Genomic DNA, 19,706 nt, shown 5'->3' on the forward strand with positions numbered 1-19,706 from the left:
GCTAACGGATCTGCAGCTCGGTCCCGAGCGGCAGATCAGAAACCGACGAGCCGGCTCGGATCGTGAAGGCACCGGGCTCGGTCGTCCAACCGTCCGCCCAGTGCTCGAAGGCGTGCTTGTGCAGCTGGACCGTGATCTCGCGCGCCTGCCCCGCGTCCAGCCGGACGACGGCGAACCCGGCCAGCCACCGGACCGGGCGGTCCACGGTGCTGTCGGGCCGCTCGACGTACACCTGGACGACGTGCTTGCCGGCGCGGTCGCCGGTGTTGCGGACCGTCAGCGCGACCGACGTCGGGTCGTTCGCCCGCAGACCGGACAGCTCCCAGGTGGTGTACCCGAGCCCGTGCCCGAACTCGTACGCCGGCTCCGCGCCCGCCTTCAGCCACGCGCGGTACCCGATGTGGATGCCCTCGTCGTACCGCACCACCCCGTCCCGCGGCGTCACGTCGAGCACCGGTACGTCGGCCTGCTCGCGCGGCCAGGTCGTCGGGAGGCGGCCGCCCGGCTCGGTCCGCCCGAGCAGCACGTCGGCGAGCGCGTCGCCGTACTCCTGGCCCCCGAAGTACGTCGCCAGCACGGCGGTGACTTCGTTGCGCCAGGGGAGGAGCACTGGTGAGCCGGCGTTGACGACCACGACGGTGCGCGGGTTCGCGGCGGCGACCGCGCGGACCAGGTCGTCCTGGCGGCCGGGAAGCGCGAGCGAGGTGCGGTCGAAGCCCTCGGACTCGACCTTGGAGTTGGTACCGACGACCACGACGGCGACGTCGGCAGCGCGCGCGGCGGCGACGGCCTCGTCGATCAGCGCCTGCGGGTCGGCGTCGCCAGGTTCCGTGCCGACCGTCATGCTCAGCGCGCCGCCGAGGCTGTCCTCGCCCTTCGGGACGTCGAGCTCGACACGGACGTCGACCGGCCGGCCGGCGGTCGCCTCGAGCGGAACGGAGATCGACGGCGGGAACAGGATCGCGGCCCCGAGGTCGTCGCCGACCGGACCCGTGGATCCCTCGTGCCGGAGCGTGTCGTCGGCGAAGATCCGGCCGTGGCCGACCGCCGCGAACCCGAGCCGGACCGCGCCCGACTCGGCCGGCGTCCAAGTGGTCCGGAACTCGACGACAGCGGCGTCGCCGATCGGCGCGTCGCTGCCGAGGTAGACGAGCGTGCCGGCGAACCGGTCCTCGGCGAACACCTCGGAACCGTCGGCGGCCAGGAACCGGACCCGGGCGCCGGGCCCACCCGACACCGGGTTGGTCATCGTGGCCGGCGCGAACTCGGCGACGCCCTCCTGGACGACCGCGCCGATCGAGTACGTGACCTCGGCGCCGGGGAGTGCGGCGCGGATCCCGTCGAGCGGCGACACGACCTTCTCCGGGACCACGGTCGCGCTGCCGCCGCCCTGGGTCCGGGCGTCGCGGGCGTTGTGCCCGATGACCGCGACCCGGGTGAGCTCGTCGGCCTTCCACGGCAGCGCTGCCTCGTTGCGGAGGAGCACGGTGCCTTCGGCGGCCGCTACTCGGGCGAACGCGACACCGTCGATGTGTGGCGGGTCAGCCGGCTTCTCGAAGCCTTCGAGCGCGCCGACGTGGGCCGCGAGCGCGAGCATGCGGCGGACCTTGCGGTCGATCGCGTCCTCCTTGACCTCGCCCGAGCGCACGGCCGCGACCAGCGCGTCACCCCAGACGCCGATCGGGCCTGGCATCGCCAGGTCCTGCGAGTGCTTGGCGCTCTCGACGCTGCGGACCGCGGTCCAGTCGCTGACCACGACGCCGTCGAAACCCCAGTCGGTGTTCAACGGCGTCTCGAGCAGGTCGTTCTCGGACGCGGTCGCGCCGTTGATCGAGTTGTAGGCGCTCATCACCAGCCACGCCTTGGAGTCCGTGACCGCCTTCTCGAAGGCGAGCAGGTACACCTCGCGCAGCGTCCGCTCGTCGACCACGACGTTCGCGGTGAAGCGGTCGGTCTCGAAGTCGTTGGCCACGTAGTGCTTCGGGGTCGCGCCGACGCCGAGCTCCTGGACGCCGGCGACGTACGCCGCGGCGAGCTCCGCGGTCAGCACCGGGTCCTCGCTGAACGCCTCGAAGTGCCGGCCGCCGAGCGGGGAGCGGTGCAAGTTGATCGTCGGGCCGAGCACGACGTCGACGTTCTTCCGGCGCGCCTCGAGCGCCGACACCACGCCGTACCGATGGGCGATGTCGACGTCCCAGGACGACGAGAGCGCGGTCGCGGACGGGAGGTTGAGCGACGGATCGCGCTCGTCCCAGGCCGCGCCGCGGACGCCGCTCGGGCCGTCGGACAGCACCATCGAGCGCAGCCCGATCGCGGGCAGTGGATGCGTGGACCAGAAGTCCTGGCCGGTGAGGATCCGGACCTTCTCCTCCAGGGAGAGCCGGCCGAGCAGGTCGTCGACGTTCATGGCGACGATGCTACGACCGAAAACCAAGTGATGCTAGGTTTTGAGTATGGCCAGATCCCGCGGTCCGTACGCGAAGGGGGTCGCGAAGCGCGCCGAGATCCTCCGGGCCGCGCTCGCTGTGATCGCCCGGCACGGGTACCGGAAGACGTCGACCCGCGAGCTGGCCGCGGCGGCCGGGCTCAGCGAGGCCGGGATGCTGCACTACTTCGGTTCCAAGGAGAAGCTCTTCGAGGCCGTCCTGCGGGCCCGCGACGACGCCGACCGGGACCGCTTCGACGCCGCTGACGCGATCGACGGGCTGACCGCGATCGCGGGCCACAACCGGTCGGTGCCCGGTCTCGTCCAGCTCTACTCGACGTTCTCCGCCGAGGCCGGCGACCCCGAGCACACCGCCCACCAGTTCTTCGTCGAGCGGTACGCCGGACTTCGGGAGGCGCTCGCCGGCGCGGTCCGGGCCCGCCAGGCGGCCGGTACCCTCGACCCGGCGGCCGACCCGGAGACGATCGCGACGCTGCTGATCGCGCTGTCCGACGGTCTCCAGGTCCAGACGCAGTACGCGCTGGACGCCGATCCGGCCGACCTGTTCGGCCACCTGCTCGACCTGCTGGGTGGTCCCGCGCGGGATAGTTGAGCCATGACGAAGCCTGCTGAACGGCCGGCGACCGCGGCAGGCGCGGACCGGCGGGTGCTGACCAAGGAGATCTGGTTGGTGCTCGCGCTGTCCCTCGGGGCGTCCGGGGTGTCGGCGATCATCTCGTTCGCGGGCGTGCTGACGTCAGCCAAGCCGATCAGCGGGCAGACGGCGGTGATCATCGGTTCCCGGGCTCCGGGGCGACCCTGGCTGGATCTGTCCTGGCAGCTCTTCGCGATCGTGACCGCGCTGGTGCCGGTCGCGCTGGTCGGGCATCTGCTGGCGCGCGGCCACGAGTCGTTCCGGGCGATCGGGTTCGATTTGCGGGACCGGTGGCGCGACCTCGGTCGCGGGACGGCGATCGCCGCCGTGATCGGGGGAGCGGGGCTGCTGCTCTACATCGGTGCCCACGCGGCCGGCGTGAACCTGACCGTCGACCCGTCGCAGCTGCCGGACTACTGGTGGCGGATCCCGATCCTGGTCCTGGTGTCCGCGCAGAACGCCGTCCTCGAGGAAGTCATCGTGCTCGGGTACCTCAACCACCGGCTGGATCAGCTCGGCTGGTCGCCGCGGGGTGCGGTCGCCGCGAGTGCGCTGCTGCGCGGGTCGTACCACCTCTACCAGGGGCTCGGTGGGTTCGTCGGGAACGTGATCATGGGCGTGATCTTCGGCTACCTGTACCGGCGGTGGGGCCGGGTGATGCCGATGGTGGTCGCGCACACGCTGATCGACACGGGCGCGCTGGTCGGTGCGACGTACCTGCTCGGGAAGGTGTCCTGGCTGCCCCACTGAGCGAATTTTGGGCCAGGAATTTGGGCAGGTGTAAAGACTGACACGTAACCGATCGGGGCCCGGACGGGTTGACACTGCTGTGACAGTCAACGGGGAAATCACCAGTCCGCCAGAAATCGATGCCGGACTCGCTGCCGCGGCGCTCGCGGTGTTCGCGCATCGGCACGAGGTCGTCCATCTGCTGTACGCCGCCATCGACGAGCCGGACGCGCTCGCCCGGATCGGCGACCTGCTGAAGGTCGACGGGGCGACCATCGCCCGGGTCCTGGACCAGCCGCTGCGCTGGATGTTGCCGCAGTTCCGTTCCGAGCTCGAGACGATCGCGGCCACGCCGGACGCCGCGATCACCGCGCCGGCCGTGGCGCCCCAGGACGCGCCCGCGGTGCCGGCCACCGTGTCGAGCAAGTGAACAACTGCAGGTAGCTGCCAATCGATCGTCGCACGCACCGCTCCATCGCTAGGTTGGAGCGGTGCTGACGCGTGGGCGGGATGTTCTGGAGATTGCGGACGAACTGACGACGGCGTACGTCGAGGTGTTCACGGCACCGCCGTTCGAGCGCCGGGATCCGGAGGAGACGCGGATCGCGTTCCGCAAGCGGCTCGAGGGGGACGCGGAGCGGCCCGGGTTCCAGGCGTGGTTCGAGCGGTCCGGTGACGGGCGGATCGCGGGGTTCGTGACCGGCTGGACGACGTCGGCGCCGTTCCGGACCGACCGGTCGTACGGCAGCGTCCTCGACCGGCTCGGGGCGGAGCAGGTCGACGAGTTGCTGGTCGGAGCTTTCGAGGTCGACGAGCTGGGGGTGCTGCCGCACGCCCGCGGTACCGGTCTGGCGCGCCGCCTGCTCGCGGCGGCGACCCGGGACCACCCGCGGGCGTGGCTGCTGGCGTGGGACCAGAACCACGCCGCGATCGCGTTCTACCGCCACCTCGGCTGGCAGGAACCCGAGGTCCGCGGCCCCGAGCACGACCTCCTGGTCTTCGTCGCGCCTCCGCGCAGAGAAACCTGACGCATCGGTTCCGCAGGGTCAGAGGCCGAACAGCTCGATCGCGTTCTCGTGGGTGATCGCCTTGTGCTCCTCGGGCGTGAGGTCGGCGGCCTCCAGAGCGCCGAGGGCGACCGACGGGTCGATCAGGGTGGCGTCGGTGCCGAACATCAGCCGGCTCGGGCCGATCTGGTCGAGGATCCAGCGGATCCGGTTCGCCTGCGGCGCCGACCAGCACGGCTCGAACCAGATCCGGTCCGACCGGTCCGCCGCCTCGGGGACCCGCGGCCAGCCGTTGGCGCCCATGTGACCCGCGAGCACCCGCGCCTGCGGGATCCGGGCGGCGACGTCGGCGAGATCGACGACGGTGTCGCCCCAGGTGTGTACGAGCGTCGGCAGGCCGTACTCCGTGGTGAGCTCGATCGCTGCTTGCATCCGAGGTGAGCTGATCGGCGTCCGGCTGTACTCGCTGTGGATCTTCGCGCCGACCCACCGGCTCCGCCCGTCGCCGGCGAGCAGCTCGTCCAGGTCGGTCCGGGCCTCGTCCAGGCGTCGCGGGTCGACGACGATCATCCCGCGCAGCCGCGGGTCGGCCGGCAGTTGCTCGGCGAGTGAGCGGTTGCCGAGCGGGGCGTCGTACACGATGCCCTCGATCGCGGAGACCAGTTGGAGGTCGATGCCGAACCGGTCGATCAGGTCGATGTTCACGTCGATGCTCGTGGTCTCCATCGAGAAGAACCACGGACCCCAGTGGGCGTGTACGTCGATCAGCATGCGGGCTCCAGCAGGGTCTCGAGGCTGCGGCTGCCGGCCTGGGCGATCTCGTCCGGGCCGAGTCTCGACGTGAGCAGCCGGCGGACGACCGACCGGGTCTCGTGGAACGGCGTCCGGCAGCCGAGCACCAGCCGCTCGGCGCCGACCTCCGCGGCCACGATCTCCAGCGAGTCCGGCCCGGTCAGCATCCGCGTCGAGGTGTGGAACCCGGGCTCCGACCGCGCCATGATCACGAAGTCGCCGAGGTAGTAGAAGTGCGTGTCGAGGAACACCACCCGCGCACCGAGCCCGCGCAGCGCCGGTCCGACCTTTCGTACGTCGCCCTCGGTGAAGATCGTCAGTCCGGCGTTCACCAGCAACTGCACGACGTGCCCGAACGCCGGGTACCCGGGTTCGACGCTCTGCGCGGTCGGGGCCAGCCGGACCGCCCGCGGCGGCGCGTCACCGGCCAGCTGCCGCTCGAGTTCCTTCTCGGCGCCGAGCGGATCGCGCAGGTCCAACACCGGGCACGCCGTCCACCCGTTGCCGTCCGCAACCTGCCGCGCCTCGTCGTTCCCGGACGGTACGTCGAAGTGCACCGCCCGCAGCCCGGACACCACACCACCGGAGATCCCGCTCGCGGTGAGCACCTTCCGGATGTCTTCGGCGCGGCCCCAACGACCGGTGGTCACCTCGTGCCCGACGAGGATGTCGCAGTCGAGCAGCGGGGGAGTGTCAGTCACAGCGTCACTCATCAGGCCTCCCGGGCCAGTGCGCTATGGACCTTGCGGATCGCCGCGACGATGTCGTCGACGTCGGACTCGGTGTAGTTCTCGTTCCAGGGGAGCACGAGCAGGCGGCTGTTGATCAGCGCCTCGGCGTTCGGGCACAGGCCGACCGGATACTCGACGTCCTGCAGCGGGAACCCGGACCGGCCGTAGGTGATCCGCTCCCGGACGGCGGGCGCGGCGTACAGCGGGCTGGTCAGGTAGCCGCCGTTCGCCGGGATGCCCTCGGCCGTCAGCGCCGCGGCCCACTCACGCATGTCACCGGCCGCCTCGTCGATGATCAGCGGGTACTGCCAGTAGACGTGGTCGTGTCCGTCCGGCGGCGCGGTGACCCCAGCGAGGTCCTCAATCGCGGCGGTCGCCCGGAGTGCCGCCGTACGACGGTCCTCGACGACGCCCCGGAGGCGGTTCAGCTGGGCCCTGGCGACGGACGCGACCAGCTCGGTCATCCGGTAGTTGAGGGCCAGGAAGAGGTAGGTCCGCTCGTCGGTGTCCCGCGGCCAACCCTTGTCGGCGAACAGGCGCATCCGCCGGGCGTGCTGCGCGTCATCGGTGACGGTGAGCCCGCCGTCGCCGGCGCTGATGTGCTTGGTCTGCTGCAGGCTGAAGCAGCCGATGTGCCCGATCCGGCCGACGAAACTGTCACCGACCGGCGCGAGGTACGCCTGCGCGCAGTCCTCGATCAGCAGGATCCCGTGCTGGTCACACAGCTCACGAAGCTCCCGCACCGCGGCCGGCTTGCCGAACAGGTGGACGACGATCACCGCCTTGGTCCGCGGCGTGATCGCGGCGGCGACCGTCTCCGGCGTCAGGTTCCCGGTGATCGGGTCCACGTCCGCGAACACCGGTACGGCGTTCTGCATGATGATCGGGAACACGGTGCCCATGTCGCTGATCGGAGTGGTGATGATCTCGTCGCCCGGGTCCGGGTTCACAGCGGCGACGGCGAGGTGCAGCGCCGCCGTACCCGAACTGCACGCGACCGCGTGCCCGGCGCCGAGCAAGGAGGCGAACTCCAGCTCGAGCGCGGGCACCTCGGCACCCCAGGTGGCCGAGAGCATGCCGCTGCGGAGCACCCGCTCGACCGCCTTGACCTCGTCGTCGCCGAACCGGCGGCCGCTGGCGTTCATCACCGACGGCAGCGGCTCGGTCCGGACCGGCGTACCACCGTCCCGGGCGAGTTGGCTGTTCTGCATAGCGACAGTCCCTCCTTGGGGCGATGTTTGCTTAAGGCAACGGGAGTTGCACGAGGTCGCGGTCCGCCAGACCCCAGACGGTCTGCCGTTTGCCGCGCACCGGTGTCAGTTGCGGCACGGTGAACCAGCCGTCACCGAGCTTGTTGACCAGGAGTTTCGCCTCGGTGAGGCCCGGCCCGAGCTGATACAGGTTCCCGCCGAAGTTCGTTTCACAGTAGACCCCGGTCCGGTCAGTGTGGATCTGGCCGTAGCCGGAGAGCTTGTTCGCGCCACGGGTGGCGGTCCCGGTGCGCAGGTCGTAGGTGAACCAGGCGCCGCTGGTGCGCTTCAGGACGCCGTACAGGATGCCGTTGTGGACGGCGACGCTCTGGATCGAACGCTCGCCGGCGAACGGTTCGGCCGTCCAGAGCAGCTTGCGGCGGCGCAGGTCGAACGCCGCGATCGCTGCCGATGTGCGGGTCGGGGTGACACCGCCACCGCCCACCACGTCGCCGCCGAGGTACGCGATGCCGTCCGCGATCGCCACCGTCATGACGCTCTGGTCGGGGAGTACGCCGTAGTGGACGTCGACCTCACCGGTTCGAACGTCGACGAGCGTCAGGGCGCCGGTGAGTTTGCCGGTGCCGGGCGCGGTGGCGACCGCGAGCAGTCTGGTGGTCTCGTCGTACGCCGCCTGCCACGGGCGAAGCTGGTCGTGACCGATGGTGCCGAAGGAGTGGACGGCGCCGGTGCGTGGGTTGAGGCGGACGATCTCGGTGCTCGGGTACAGGGCGGAGTACAGCTGGCCACGGATCCAGGAGAGCGTCTTCGCTTCACCCGCGACCCGGAAGCGGCGGGTCTCGTCGCCGGCGTGCTCGGTGATCACCCAGTGCCCGCCGACGTAGAGGTGCGGGTCGCCGAGCAGGATCGACTGCGGTTTGTCGGCCGCCGCGGTGAACCCGGCGTCGAGGAGGTCGAGCAATTCAAAGGAGCCGGTGGTGATGTCGAGCCACCACAGAACGCCGGAACCGGTCGAGCCGAGGAGTGTCTTCTCGTCGAGGAACTCGATCCGGCGGTGCTCGTCCTGCGGCGCCGGTGTCGCGATCGCGGTGAACGTGTCGCCGGCACAGGACCAGACGGTGCCGGATCCACGAGTCGTCACGTACGCCGTCCCGTCGGGGCCGACCGTGAGCGTGTCGATGCCGGTCTCGCCGGCCGGTAGCGGTGCGATCCGGACGTCGGTGCCGTCGAGCGCCATCGTGGTGAGCGCGCCGTCGCTCCCGACGTACAGGCGGTCCGCGGTCGCTGCGAACGGGCCGAACTTCTGCCCGCGGATCGACTCCGGCGTCAGGTCGCGGAAGGTCGCCGAGGTGCGGTCGTAGGCCACGAGCTGCGAGGGCGTGTAGATCCCCGCGTAGACGTGGTCGCCGGCGGCACCGACGTACCGGCCGTACTGCGCTCCCGCGACCGGCGCGCCCAGGCCGGTCAGGGCGTTGGTGGCGGGATCGATCTGCCAGACCGTCCCGTTCGGGTAGCTGACGGCGAAGACCTGGCCGTCCGGGGCGGTGGTCAGGTCCCAGACGAAGCCGTCGGCGCCCGCGAGGCTGCCGACCCGGGCGAGCGAGCCGTCGGCGGGGTCGAAACAGTAGACCTCGGGGACCGGGTACAGGCCGACGTAGATCTTGCCGGCGGCAACGGTGATCGCCCAGCCGCCCTCGCCGACCGGGAGCTCGACGGTCCTGGTGACCTTCCGGGTGCTGAGGTCGAGCTCGGTCAGCCGGGGCGGGACGATGCCGCGGCTGACGACGTACGCGTGACCGTCGTGGACGGCGGTCGCGACGACAGCGGCGGTCAGGCAGGCGGGTCCGAACGTGGGCAGCGTCGAGCCGTCGATGGGACTGTCCTCCGCGTAGGCGGGAAGTTTCATGAGGCTGGCGGCTGCGACCGCGGTCGCCAACACTGTCCTGCGCGGGAGCTTCATCGCAGACCGCCGATGCGGACCAGGTCGCGGCCCTTGATCGTGTAGAGCGCGTCGCCGTTGTGGGATGTGGTGATCAGCGGGTAGCTGTAGATCTGCGCGGCCAGGCCGTCGACCACGGTGGTGACCTTGGCCCCGTCGACCTTGAAGACTCGTTTGCTGTCGGTGCCATAGAGACCGGAGCGGGCGATCGTCAGCCGGCTCTGCCCGGTGCCGATCGTCGCGGTGTCCTGCAGCTTGCCGGTGCGTGGATCGAGTACGGCGAGCCGTCCGTCGTCCGTGGTCGCGTAGAGGCGGCCGCGATAGACCACAACGTCGCTGTAACTCTGTGCCTTGGGCAACGGAGCGCTCTCCCACAGCACCTGGTTGCGCTTCAGGTCGAACGCGACGACGGTTGCCTCGGGCAAGATCGGGTCCGTTCCGAGGCTGTTCCGGGTGGCGCCGCCGAGGTACGCGATCCCGTCCGCGGTGGTGACCGATCGGACCGACTGGTGCGGTACGACGCCGCGGTGGACCTCGCGTTGACCCGAGTCCAGGTGCTGCTCGACGAGCGTTCCGTCGTACTTGCCGTAGTCGGGCTCGGTGGAGATCAGCCAGGTGCGCGAGCGGGCGTCGTACGCGTCGTCGGTCGGCCGGGTCTGCTCGTTGCCGATCTGCCCGAGCTCGTGGAGATCGGTGCCGTCGGGCTTCATCTGCCAGAGCCGGGCCAGTGTGTAAACGCCGAGGTACACGCTCTGGCCGACTGGTGTGAGGGTTTTCGCCTCGCCGGGAAGGAACGTGCGCGTGCTGGTGCCACTGGCGAGGTCGTGGACCTGGACGCCGGCCTTGCCGCTGACCAGGACCGACGTCGGCGTCGCGGCGATCGCCATCGCCTGCTCCGGCGCGGGTGGCAGCCCGGCCTGACCGAGGTCGGTGCCGGTGAACGTCCCGGTCGCCTGGTCGAAGTCGACGACCTGGCTGGTCAGCTCGGCGCGGATCGTCGAGCCCTCGACGAAGATCCGGTTGAAGTACGCCCCGTCGTACGGCGAACCGAGCTTCGTCAGCGTGTTGTCGCGGTAACGGTAGAGCGTCCCGGACGGGCGGGTGCCGAGATAGATGTCGGCGCCGTCCAGCGTGATCGCGGTGACGTACTGATCGCCGCCGGGCGTCTGCACCTCGACCGGGTGGCTCAGGTCGGTGGTGTCGAACACGAGCATCGTGCCGGTGGGGGACAGGCCCGCGGCGAGTTTCGTGCCGTTCAGGGCGAGGGTCGCGACGAAGGTGCGGTCGGCGTACGCGGCCGGCAGGACGTCGCGGCGGGTGCCGGTGGCGCGGTCGATCGCGATCAGGTGCGCCTGGGTGCCGACGCCGGCGTAGATCGTGGTCGCGTCGGCGGCGATGCTTCGGACGTACTGCTGACCGGGTACGGCGGCGCCGTGCGACTTGGTGCCGCCGGTGGCCGGGTCGTACTCGTGGACCGCGCCGTCCGGGTAGGTGCCGGCGACGATCTTGCCGTCTGGCGTCGCCGCGATCGACCAGATGAACGATCCGAACTGAGCGACCTTGGTGGCGGTCCCGGTGGTGGTGTCGATCTTGTAGACGTCGCCCGGGGTGTACAAGCCGACGTACAGGTCGGTGCCGATGTGCGTCATCGCCCAGGCGCCGGCGCCGGTCGGCAGCGAGAGTTTGCGGTCGACGGTCCGGCCGACCGGGTCGAAGGCGCCGACCTGGACGGGCGAGACGCCGGAGGTGATGGTCCAGATCCGGTCGCCGACCTGTTCGGCGACGCTCGTCGAGGTCACGGCCGAGGCCGGACCGAGGTTCGTGACCTGTGGGCTTTCGGTCACGACCGGAATAGCAGCGCGGGCCGGAGCGGAAACGCTCACGAAACCTGCGCAGACGACCAAGGTGGTGATCAATCCCCGTGCGAATCGCTTGTCCACAAGGCCTCCCGGGACAGTGCGCACTGAATTACGGTCATGGCTGAAATTAGCCGGACGTGCAGCAGTGCGTCAACCGTTCGGGAAACAATCAGCAATGAACTCAGAGATGAACGCGGTAGACGACCAGCGGGCGGCCGCTGCCGGTGCCGAGCTGGGTGCCGGTCGCATCCGCGAGCCCGGCCCGCTCGAGCCGGTTCAGGACCCGGCGTGCGGTGCGCGGCTGGATGCCGAGGTAGTCGGCCACCGACCGCGTGGTCAGACCGTCCTCCTCGGTGCTGTGGACGAGCTCCTGCAACCGCTCGAGGGTCGCCTTGGAGAGCCCGGCACGCTGCGCGAGCAGCTGCAGCTTCGACCGCTGCTGAGCACGCGGCGCCGCGCCGCCGACCAGGACCAGGTCGATGTCGTTGCGCAGTGACACCACCGCCGCGGTCCGCCCCGCGGTCTTCGCCCGGCCGAGCGCGCGCCGGGCCAGCGCCTCGGTCTCGGTCCCGGAACCGCCGATACCGAACCCGATCCGGACTGGTCCGAACTGCTCCTTCAGGCGGGTCAGCATGCCCAGCTCGGTGAACGCGGCGGTCGCCTGCTCCAGCGGTCCGCGGGTCGCGATCACCAGCCAACGCTTGTCGTCGTACCGGAGCACGCTGCCGCCCAGCGAGCCGGCCTCGCGCTGGAGCGCGCTCTCGGCGTCGGGGGAGATCTCGACCAGACCGAGCGCGATCTGCGCATCGTCACTGCGCAAAGCGTCATGCACGAGCAGCAGGCTGTTCACCGCGCTGCGGACGGAGTGCACCGACGGCGCGAGCCGTAGCGTCGTCTGCTCGGTGCGGAGCTTCTCGTATGCCGACCGCAGGCAGGTGATCGCCACGGTCGCGCCGGCCTCGTGGTGGAAGGCGAGGATGTCGTCGAGGCTCAGCCCCGGACGGTACGGCAACACCCGAACGCCACGGGTCGGCAGCCCGACCTCGTCGAACGTCTCGCGGACCTCCGCCTCATCGAGTACGTCGATGCTCAGCGAGGTCACGTCCCGCCCCTCGCGGAGCAGCTGGACCAGGGCGCGCATGAGGGTGGCGCCGGTGTACTCGACGTGCGCGGCCGGACGGTCGAGCAGGTCCTGCGCCGCCGCGATCTGATACGGCACCACGCCGGTGAACAACCACGCGTCGACGCTGCCGGGCGCGTCGGCCATCACCTTGGGCGTGTCCGTCTCGCGCCGGTACCGCAGTGGGACGACCTCGACTCCACGCAGCCCTTTGACGATCCGGCTCGTGGAGGTGACCAGGTCCGACGGTCCCACCACTCCGATCGTCGTCACCATCCGAGGGTCCCCTCCTTCATCGGCTCAGTCTCACCACAACACCCCACCGGAGCAAGAACCCGCGCCGTCGGTCGGCTAGGTTCGCAGCATGGAGCGCGTGCACGAGTGGATCGACGAGGGTACGGCGCTGTGCCGCGAGGCGCTCGCTGATCTTGCAGCGCCGTCGTTGCTGCCCGGGTGGTCGCGGCGGCACGTGGCGGCGCATCTGTCGCTGAACGCGGAGGCGCTGGGCAACCTGGTGTACTGGGCGCGCACCGGCGAGGAACGGCCGATGTACCCGTCAGCCGAGGCTCGCAACGCCGACATCGAGGCGAGCGCTGGGCGGTCCGACCTGCGCGCGTGGTTCGACTCGTCCGCGGCAGTTCTCGCGGGCGCCATGGCCGAGCTGAGTCCGGAGCAGTGGAAGGCAACGGTCCGAACCGCCCAGGGGCTCCCGATCCCGGCCACCGACATTCCGTGGATGCGCAGCCGCGAGGTGCTGATCCACGCCGTCGACCTCGGCACCGGGCTCACCTTCGCCGACCTCCCGACGGACTTCCTGGAAGCACTCTGCGACGACATCCGCACCAAGCGCGGCGACGTACCGACGATCGAGGGTCCCCTTCCGGACCAAGCCGCATACCTGTCCGGTCGCGCCTACTCCGACGTCACCACCGCGGACGGCGCTCCCGCACAGCCCCTCCGGCCCTGGCTCTGAGCTAGAGGAAGGCGCCGACGGATGGGGTGTTGTCCGCGGACCAGTTGAGGATGGCGGCGTAGAGCACTCGACGGTGGGTGACGCCGTTCGTGATCTGGGCATCGGTGCAAGGCGTCGTACCGGTGCCGCAGACCCAGGCGTGGAGGAAGATCCGCCAGCCGCCGTCGAGTGACGGGGTGACGTCGGCGCCGCCGGGACCGCAGAGGGCGGTGCCGGCTGAGGTCAGCAGCGAGTTCTCGGTGGCGGCGGCGAAGGTCCAGCGATCGGCGGAGCGCAGCCAGACGGTCGCGTAGCTGCAGTTGTCGTAGCCGTAGCGAGAAGCGAACAGGATGTACTGCGATCCGCGCTGCACCATCGTCGGGTTCTCGATGATGCCGTCACGTCGCAGCAGTTCGCGGCTGTTGGCGCCGGACGAGTGCAGACCGGCACTGTCGAGCGGCACCATTCGGAGCGACGACGGGATCTGCTGGGTCTTGTACAGCAGGAATCGGTTCCCGTCGCTGTCCTGGAAGGGGGAGGGGTCGATCACGCCGGCCGCCGCGATGGGCCGACCGGGTACGCCGTCCTCGGCGCCGTGTTGCCCGTCGGGACAGACGAGTGGAGCGTCGCCGATCGGTTGGTACGGCCCGCCGGCTTGCGACGACGTGGCGACGCCGATGCACCGTTGCCCGCCGAAGCTTTTCGCGACGGCCGAGTAGTAGAGGACGTACCCGGCGGACGTCTGCCAGGCATCCGGTGCCCACACGTCCGCGGTGGTGTCCATCCACGCCGGTGAGGTCGCGAGCGCCGTACCTACGCTCGACCATGGTCCGCTCGCGGTGTCGCCGCGGCTGACGCGTCCGCTCGGTCCCGTGGTGAACGCGTAGAAGTCACCGCCGGAGCGCAGGATGCCGGGATCGGCGACGGAGTTGCTGGGTGCGTACACGGGCTTGGGCACGGCCGCTTGGGCGGGTGACACGATCACCAGCGCGCCGACGACGGCCAGCAGCAGAGCTTTCCACATGCGGACAACCTCCCCAGGGGCGTGGATCAGTCGCACCACATCCTGAGGCCAAATTCCAACACCCTCAAGAGCGCAGGCCGAACATTTTTCCCACCTGGAGTTAAGAGTCCGCGCGAGGCTGGTACTCCGGGCGGCTGCGGACGTACGTCATCCAGGTCTCGCGGTCGATCTCGCCAGTGATGCGGGCGCGGTACATCCGCAGGTACTCCGGATCGTCCGGCGACATCGGGTCGCCCGGCCGGCTCCCGATCCGACCGTCGATCAGCTCCCGCGTCACGTCCGCGTGACCCGCGTGCCGGGTCGTGTCCAGGAGCACGGTGAATGCCATGTCCCGCACCGTGACCGTGGACCCGGAATGGTGCGTGCCGGTCGTCTCGAGATCAAGCTCCTCGACCGACCGTGCGCCGGCCGCACACGCGCGGCGGTACCCGTCGACGATCTCCGCCGGCGACTCGTCGGGCGTCGCCCACATGTCGAGCCCGAACCACAACTCCTCGTCGGTGCACTCCGGGAACATGTCGACGTCCCGCCCGAACGCCACACACAAGTACCCGTGCGTGATCCCGGTCAGGTGCTTCACAATGCCGATCAGGTTCGTCCCGCTCATCGTCATCGGACGCCGGAGTTCGTCGTCGGTGAGGCCCTCGACCTTCCAGATCAGCGAGGTCTGGACGGTGTCGAGCTCCTTCAGCAGGCGGGTCTTCTCGGGAGTCACTTCACGACCTTGTAGTGGAGGTGGGTGACGTCGCGGGCGGGGAGCTGGCGGACCTGCTCGAGTTCGATGTACTCGGCGGGCAAGTTGTCGAACAGGCGTCGGCCCTGGCCGAGCAGAACGTTGACGACGTGCAGCTCGATCTCGTCGATCAGCCCCTCGCGGAGCAGCGCCTGCGCGGCCCCGGCGCCGTGGACCATCACGTTCTTTTCGCCCGCCGCGGCCTTGGCCAGCGCAGCCGCCTCGGCGACATCGGTGACCCACCGCGCGGTCCCGGGCGGTACGTCGTTCGGGTCCACCTGGTGCGTCAGGATGAACATCGGTACACCGTCATGGTGGTCACCCTGCCACCGACGAGCGTGCTCGAACGTACGCCGTCCCGCGATCAACGCACCGGTCGCCTGACCCTCGGCGTACACCTGTCCACTCGGCCCGTCGCTGTTGCGATCGTCGAGCCAGTTGAAGAGCCGGAACCCGCCGCGACCCATCGGCTCGTCGAAGCTGTCGTCCGGTCCGACCACGAAACCGTCCAGCGACATGCTCATGTACAGCACGATCATCGGGCACCTCCAAGTGCTTGCGGGAAGTGGAACACACCGTCGGGGTCGTACTTCTGCTTGATGCCGGTCAACCGCCCGAGGTTCTCCCCGTGGTACGCCGCCGCCCAATCGGACAGCTCAGGGTCGGGGAAGTTCTGGTAGACCCGGCCCGACGCGTACCGGTGGGCGAGCGCCCAGGACCGTCGTACCGCGTCGCTATCAGGGCCGACGTGTTCGAGGAGGAAACGCTCGCTGCGATGCGGAAAGGCCGTCGCGCCGGCGGGGACGCGGTTGTACGCGCCGCCCATCGGGGTGAAGTGCAGCTCGCAGTCGCTCCGTACGAGTTCGGCGATCGCGTCCGGCGGCAGCGGCGCCCCGACGAACTCGGACTTGCTGTGAATCACCCGATCGTCCGGCTCGCCTTCCGAGAGGACACGCTTGAGATCCGGCCAACTGAGGTCATCCCGCACCTCGACCGCACCGTCACCGAGCGGCCCGGCATCGAAGCGGCCGAGCGCCGCGCCGAACACCTTCACCCCGTCCACGGTCACCTCGAGGGATGCGGTGATGTCGTCCGGGGCGTCCGGCGCCCAGTCCTGCCACGTGGCGATCACGTCGGCGGCCCGGGCGCGGGGCCAGGTGATGACGAAGAGCGTCGCGTGCGGCGACGGTACGGCGTCGAAGGTCAGCGACGTGACGACCCCGAACTGCCCGCCACCCGCACCGCGCAAGGCCCAGAACAGATCGGGTTCTCGCTCCGCGTCACACGTCATAACGTTGCCGTCGGCAAGTACCACGGTCGCGGCGAGGAGCCGGTCGCAGGTGAGGCCGTAGCGCCGCCCGAGCAGACCAAGCCCACCCCCGAGCGTCAGGCCCGCGATCCCCACCGTCGGCCCACACCCAGCCGGAATCGTCAGCCCGTGCTGGTGCAGCTCCCGGTAAACAGCCGCCAACCGAGCCCCGGCGCCGATCGTCGCAACCGTGTCCTGAACTGAGATCGCACTCAGCGCCGACAGATCGAGCATCACGCCGGTGGTGGAGGAGCGGCCCGCGAAGCAATGGCCGCCGCCGCGCGGAGTCAGCGGGAGGTTCTTCGAGCGGGCGTACGACAGCGCCTCGACCACGTCGTCGATCGACTCGCACCGCGCGACGACGTGTGGACGGATCCCGGCGTACTGCGGGTGCGCCGGCCGCCGCAAGACGTCGTACTGCTCGTGGTCAGGACCGATCAGTTCCATGGGTCGACGCTAGAAGCGGACGACCGCGCTGCGCTTGAACGAAACGGTCGTACCACCCGGCGAGGAACGGCCGGTACGACGCCGAGTGGTCGTGCCCGCAGTCGCACCGGTCGGCCTTGTCGCCGAGCAGGTCGCGCGGCGTCACCCCGGTCAGCCGTACGCACTCGCGGGTCAGATGCGCGTGATCGGCGTAACCGGTCTCGGCCGCGAGGTCGGCGAGCCCGCTGCCGAACCCGGCCTGCGCGAGCGCGAGGTACCCCTGGAACCGCAGCGTCCGCTGCAACGCCTTCGGCCCGGTCCCGATCGCGGTCAGGCACCGGCGCCGCAGCTGACTCTCCGACAGCGCGAGATCGTCGGCCAGCGTCGCGATCCCGGTCGGCTCCCACGGCATCAACCGGCGCACCATCTCCGTCACAACCGAGTCCGGCCGCACCGGCTGCCCGGCCAGATACCGCTGGACGTCGAGCAACGCCGCCTGTGGTGTCGCGGCGTCAGCCACCGCCCACCCGATCGCCTCGGCCGCCGGACCCCACAGATCCACCGCGCAGTCGACGAGCTCATCCGCCGGTACGCCGAGCAACGGCGTACTCGCACCGGGCATGAACCGCACGCCGACGATCGTGGTCCGGGCCGGGATCGTCTGCAGGTGCGCCCGGGTGAGCGGCCCGATCAACCGCGGAACGCCGCCGACCAGGCAGTGCAGTTCGACACCACCGGTCGGCAGATCGCGCTGCGCGTACGGCCGCGATCCCGTGCGCTGGATCCAGACCGTACGGACGAGGCCGGCCAGTGCAGGCACCGGCGGACTCTCGTCGTACGTCTGGTCCATGGCGGCGGCTACAACTCGATGTGGGAGCCGATGATGACGGTGCGGTCGCGGGGGAGACCGAAGTGTTCGGCCGCGTCCGCGGTGATGTGCGACGTGGCGAGGAACAGTTGCTTACGCCAGCCCGCCATCGTCGGCGCCTGCCCGCGCCGGAGTTCGATCTTCGACAGGAAGTACGACGCGTTGTCGAGATCGAGCGGTCCCTCCGACTGATCCGGATCGAGCCGCGCGAGCGCCGCCGGTACGTCGGGACGCTCCATGTACCCGAACTTGATCGTGACGTGGGTGATCCCGTCGTTGCCGTACCCGAGGTCGTTCACCATCACGCGCTTGTCCTCGGGGACCCGGGGCACCGGCTCGGTGTCGATCGCGACGATCACCACGTGCTGGTGCCGGACCTGGTTGTGCTCGACGTTCGCCCGCAGCGCGAGCGGCGCGCTGGTCCCGCCGCGGTTCAGGAAGATCGCCGTCCCCGGCACTGTGCGGACCGGCAGCATGCCGGAGCTCAGCTCGTCGATGAACTCCTGCAGCGAGCCCTCGGCATGTTCCCGCTCCCGGGTGACGACCTCGCGGCCACGCTGCCAGGTCGTCATCACGGTGAACGCGGTGAGCGCGATCAGCAGCGGCAGCCACGCGCCGTGCAGCAGCTTGGTCAGGTTCGCCGCGATGAACAGCCCGTCGATCAGCAGCAGCGGGACCGCGCCGAGCAGGATCAGCCACTTCGGGATGTTCCAGCGGTAGTGCGCGACGTAGAAGAACAGCAGTGTGGTGATGGTGATCGTCCCGGTCACCGTCATGCCGTACGCGTACGCCAGCGCGGCCGAGCTGCGGAACGCGAAGATCAGCGTCAGCACCGACACGAACAGCAGCCAGTTGACGAAGGGGACGTAGATCTGGCCGATCGTCGTCGCCGACGTGTGCGTCACCCGCAGCCGCGGCAGGTACCCGAGCCGGGCGGCCTGGGCCATCACCGAGTAGGCACCGGTGATGACGGCCTGCGACGCGATCACGGTCGCGGCCGTCGCGAGCAGGACCAGCGGCAGCCGGCCCCAGCTCGGGACGAGCAGGAAGAACGGGCTGCTGATGTTTTCGTGGTTCTTCAGGATCAGCGCGCCCTGGCCCATGTAGCTGAGCGTGAGGGCCGGCAGTACCAGGAACAGCCAGCCCCGGCTGATCGCCTTCCGGCCGAAGTGCCCCATGTCGGCGTACAGCGCCTCGGCGCCGGTGATCGACAGCACGACCGCCGCGAGCGCGAAGAACGCGATGTGGAAGTGCCCGGCCAGGAAGCCGACCGCGTACGTCGGGGAGAGTGCCTTGAGGATCGCGGTGTGCTCGAGGATGCCGCCGATCCCGGCCGCGCCGATCACGGCGAACCACACGATCATCACCGGCCCGAACGCCCGGCCGATCTGCTCGGTGCCGCGGCGCTGGACCATGAACAGCCCGATGATGATGACCGCGGTGATCGGGATCACGTACTCGCCGAGCGACGGCTGTACGGTCTTCACGCCCTCGACCGCGGACAGCACCGAGATCGCCGGCGTGATCATGCCGTCGCCGAAGAACAGCGCCGCACCGAACAGACCCACCGTCGCCAGCACCCCGGAGGCCTTCCGGCCCGGGTGCGTACGGGTCCACTTGCGGAGCAGCGTGATCAGCGCCACCACGCCGCCCTCGCCGTTGTTGTCCGCGCGCATCGTGAGCAGGATGTACGTGACGGTGACGATGATCATCACCGACCAGAAGATCAGCGACACGACGCCGTACACGTTGTGGTCACTGAGCGGCACCGGGTGCGGGTCTTCGGGGTTGAAGACCGTCTGGAGGGTGTAGATAGGGCTGGTACCGATGTCGCCGAAAACGACACCGAGTGCGCCGACCACCACTGCGAGCTTGACCGTGTCGCGCGCTGTGGCGCTGTGCGCCTGCTGATCCGTCACGTCCCCG

General features: G+C 70.0%; 18 protein-coding genes. 5 read left to right on the forward strand and 13 right to left on the reverse strand.

Features of this window, described 5'->3' with window-relative positions; translation table 11 throughout:
- Position 1: 1 nt before the first annotated feature.
- Positions 2 to 2,407: a glycoside hydrolase family 3 protein gene (locus tag ACWGID_RS20510; RefSeq protein WP_452198719.1), complete on the reverse strand. Its 2,406-nt coding sequence runs from the start codon at positions 2,405 to 2,407 to the stop codon at positions 2 to 4.
- A 46-nt stretch (positions 2,408 to 2,453) separates the two neighbouring features.
- On the opposite strand from ACWGID_RS20510, the gene ACWGID_RS20515 reads away from it, so the two are divergent.
- The 4 genes from ACWGID_RS20515 to ACWGID_RS20530 all read left to right on the forward strand — a co-directional run bounded on the left by ACWGID_RS20515 (position 2,454) and on the right by ACWGID_RS20530 (position 4,837).
- Positions 2,454 to 3,038 carry a TetR/AcrR family transcriptional regulator gene (locus ACWGID_RS20515; protein ID WP_452198721.1) on the forward strand — a complete coding sequence of 195 codons (585 nt, stop codon included), beginning with the start codon at positions 2,454 to 2,456 and terminating at the stop codon, positions 3,036 to 3,038.
- A gap of 3 nt (positions 3,039 to 3,041) precedes the next feature.
- A complete protein-coding gene (locus ACWGID_RS20520; protein ID WP_452198722.1) occupies positions 3,042 to 3,830 on the forward strand; it encodes a CPBP family intramembrane glutamic endopeptidase in 789 nt (262 codons plus the stop codon).
- A gap of 79 nt (positions 3,831 to 3,909) precedes the next feature.
- Positions 3,910 to 4,239: a hypothetical protein gene (locus ACWGID_RS20525; protein ID WP_452198724.1), complete on the forward strand. Its 330-nt coding sequence runs from the start codon at positions 3,910 to 3,912 to the stop codon at positions 4,237 to 4,239.
- A 61-nt stretch (positions 4,240 to 4,300) separates the two neighbouring features.
- Positions 4,301 to 4,837, forward strand: a complete 537-nt coding sequence (locus ACWGID_RS20530) for a GNAT family N-acetyltransferase (RefSeq protein WP_452198726.1) — start codon at positions 4,301 to 4,303, stop codon at positions 4,835 to 4,837.
- Positions 4,838 to 4,855: 18 nt separating this feature from the next.
- Here the strand turns inward: ACWGID_RS20530 and ACWGID_RS20535 are convergent, their stop codons facing one another.
- The 6 genes from ACWGID_RS20535 to ACWGID_RS20560 all read right to left on the reverse strand — a co-directional run bounded on the left by ACWGID_RS20535 (position 4,856) and on the right by ACWGID_RS20560 (position 12,744).
- Positions 4,856 to 5,587 (reverse strand): amidohydrolase family protein, encoded by a 732-nt coding sequence (locus ACWGID_RS20535; protein ID WP_452198728.1) that lies wholly within the window; start codon positions 5,585 to 5,587, stop codon positions 4,856 to 4,858.
- Positions 5,581 to 6,321, reverse strand: a complete 741-nt coding sequence (locus ACWGID_RS20540) for a hypothetical protein (RefSeq protein WP_452198730.1) — start codon at positions 6,319 to 6,321, stop codon at positions 5,581 to 5,583. Before ACWGID_RS20540 ends, ACWGID_RS20535 begins: the two co-directional genes overlap by 7 nt.
- Complete coding sequence (locus tag ACWGID_RS20545; protein ID WP_452198732.1) at positions 6,321 to 7,550, reverse strand: DegT/DnrJ/EryC1/StrS family aminotransferase; 1,230 nt, start codon at positions 7,548 to 7,550, stop codon at positions 6,321 to 6,323. The genes ACWGID_RS20540 and ACWGID_RS20545 overlap by 1 nt, the downstream gene beginning before the upstream one ends.
- A 31-nt stretch (positions 7,551 to 7,581) precedes the next feature.
- The gene (locus tag ACWGID_RS20550; RefSeq protein ID WP_452198734.1) at positions 7,582 to 9,456 is read right to left on the reverse strand and encodes a hypothetical protein; all 1,875 of its coding nucleotides are present in this window, start codon (positions 9,454 to 9,456) and stop codon (positions 7,582 to 7,584) included.
- A 50-nt stretch (positions 9,457 to 9,506) separates the two neighbouring features.
- Positions 9,507 to 11,333 carry an outer membrane protein assembly factor BamB family protein gene (locus ACWGID_RS20555; RefSeq protein WP_452198736.1) on the reverse strand — a complete coding sequence of 609 codons (1,827 nt, stop codon included), beginning with the start codon at positions 11,331 to 11,333 and terminating at the stop codon, positions 9,507 to 9,509.
- 196 nt (positions 11,334 to 11,529) lie between these two features.
- On the reverse strand, positions 11,530 to 12,744 hold the full coding sequence (locus ACWGID_RS20560; RefSeq protein WP_452198738.1) for a helix-turn-helix domain-containing protein: 1,215 nt from the start codon (positions 12,742 to 12,744) through the stop codon (positions 11,530 to 11,532).
- Between the two features lie 88 nt (positions 12,745 to 12,832).
- Between ACWGID_RS20560 and ACWGID_RS20565 the strand changes: the two genes are divergently transcribed.
- The gene (locus ACWGID_RS20565; protein ID WP_452198740.1) at positions 12,833 to 13,441 is read left to right on the forward strand and encodes a maleylpyruvate isomerase family mycothiol-dependent enzyme; all 609 of its coding nucleotides are present in this window, start codon (positions 12,833 to 12,835) and stop codon (positions 13,439 to 13,441) included.
- Position 13,442: 1 nt separating this feature from the next.
- Here the strand turns inward: ACWGID_RS20565 and ACWGID_RS20570 are convergent, their stop codons facing one another.
- The 6 genes from ACWGID_RS20570 to ACWGID_RS20595 form a co-directional block, all read right to left on the reverse strand.
- Complete coding sequence (locus ACWGID_RS20570; RefSeq protein WP_452198742.1) at positions 13,443 to 14,444, reverse strand: glycoside hydrolase family 43 protein; 1,002 nt, start codon at positions 14,442 to 14,444, stop codon at positions 13,443 to 13,445.
- Positions 14,445 to 14,544: 100 nt separating this feature from the next.
- Entirely contained in the window at positions 14,545 to 15,159 is a 615-nt protein-coding gene (locus tag ACWGID_RS20575; protein WP_452198744.1) for a DinB family protein, read from the reverse strand.
- On the reverse strand, positions 15,156 to 15,716 hold the full coding sequence (locus ACWGID_RS20580; protein WP_452198746.1) for a dihydrofolate reductase family protein: 561 nt from the start codon (positions 15,714 to 15,716) through the stop codon (positions 15,156 to 15,158). The genes ACWGID_RS20575 and ACWGID_RS20580 overlap by 4 nt, the downstream gene beginning before the upstream one ends.
- A complete protein-coding gene (locus tag ACWGID_RS20585; RefSeq protein WP_452198748.1) occupies positions 15,713 to 16,933 on the reverse strand; it encodes an FAD-binding oxidoreductase in 1,221 nt (406 codons plus the stop codon). Before ACWGID_RS20585 ends, ACWGID_RS20580 begins: the two co-directional genes overlap by 4 nt.
- Positions 16,914 to 17,762 carry a DUF6597 domain-containing transcriptional factor gene (locus ACWGID_RS20590; protein WP_452198750.1) on the reverse strand — a complete coding sequence of 283 codons (849 nt, stop codon included), beginning with the start codon at positions 17,760 to 17,762 and terminating at the stop codon, positions 16,914 to 16,916. The genes ACWGID_RS20585 and ACWGID_RS20590 overlap by 20 nt, the downstream gene beginning before the upstream one ends.
- 8 nt (positions 17,763 to 17,770) lie before the next feature.
- Positions 17,771 to 19,699, reverse strand: coding sequence for a potassium transporter Kup (locus ACWGID_RS20595; RefSeq protein WP_452198752.1), 1,929 nt, complete (start codon positions 19,697 to 19,699; stop codon positions 17,771 to 17,773).
- Positions 19,700 to 19,706: the final 7 nt, after the last annotated feature.

It is taken from the genome of Kribbella sp. NPDC054772, assembly GCF_053611945.1.

Coding starts and splice junctions, on each gene's coding strand:
- ACWGID_RS20580 (WP_452198746.1), bottom strand. CDS start 15,716: ATGATCGTGCTGTACATGAGCATGTCGCTGGACGGTTTCGTGGTCGGA.
- ACWGID_RS20590 (WP_452198750.1), bottom strand. CDS start 17,762: ATGGACCAGACGTACGACGAGAGTCCGCCGGTGCCTGCACTGGCCGGC.
- ACWGID_RS20550 (WP_452198734.1), bottom strand. CDS start 9,456: ATGAAACTTCCCGCCTACGCGGAGGACAGTCCCATCGACGGCTCGACG.
- ACWGID_RS20545 (WP_452198732.1), bottom strand. CDS start 7,550: ATGCAGAACAGCCAACTCGCCCGGGACGGTGGTACGCCGGTCCGGACC.
- ACWGID_RS20565 (WP_452198740.1), top strand. CDS start 12,833: ATGGAGCGCGTGCACGAGTGGATCGACGAGGGTACGGCGCTGTGCCGC.
- ACWGID_RS20560 (WP_452198738.1), bottom strand. CDS start 12,744: ATGGTGACGACGATCGGAGTGGTGGGACCGTCGGACCTGGTCACCTCC.
- ACWGID_RS20570 (WP_452198742.1), bottom strand. CDS start 14,444: ATGTGGAAAGCTCTGCTGCTGGCCGTCGTCGGCGCGCTGGTGATCGTG.
- ACWGID_RS20585 (WP_452198748.1), bottom strand. CDS start 16,933: ATGGAACTGATCGGTCCTGACCACGAGCAGTACGACGTCTTGCGGCGG.
- ACWGID_RS20515 (WP_452198721.1), top strand. CDS start 2,454: ATGGCCAGATCCCGCGGTCCGTACGCGAAGGGGGTCGCGAAGCGCGCC.
- ACWGID_RS20540 (WP_452198730.1), bottom strand. CDS start 6,321: ATGAGTGACGCTGTGACTGACACTCCCCCGCTGCTCGACTGCGACATC.
- ACWGID_RS20510 (WP_452198719.1), bottom strand. CDS start 2,407: ATGAACGTCGACGACCTGCTCGGCCGGCTCTCCCTGGAGGAGAAGGTC.
- ACWGID_RS20520 (WP_452198722.1), top strand. CDS start 3,042: ATGACGAAGCCTGCTGAACGGCCGGCGACCGCGGCAGGCGCGGACCGG.
- ACWGID_RS20535 (WP_452198728.1), bottom strand. CDS start 5,587: ATGCTGATCGACGTACACGCCCACTGGGGTCCGTGGTTCTTCTCGATG.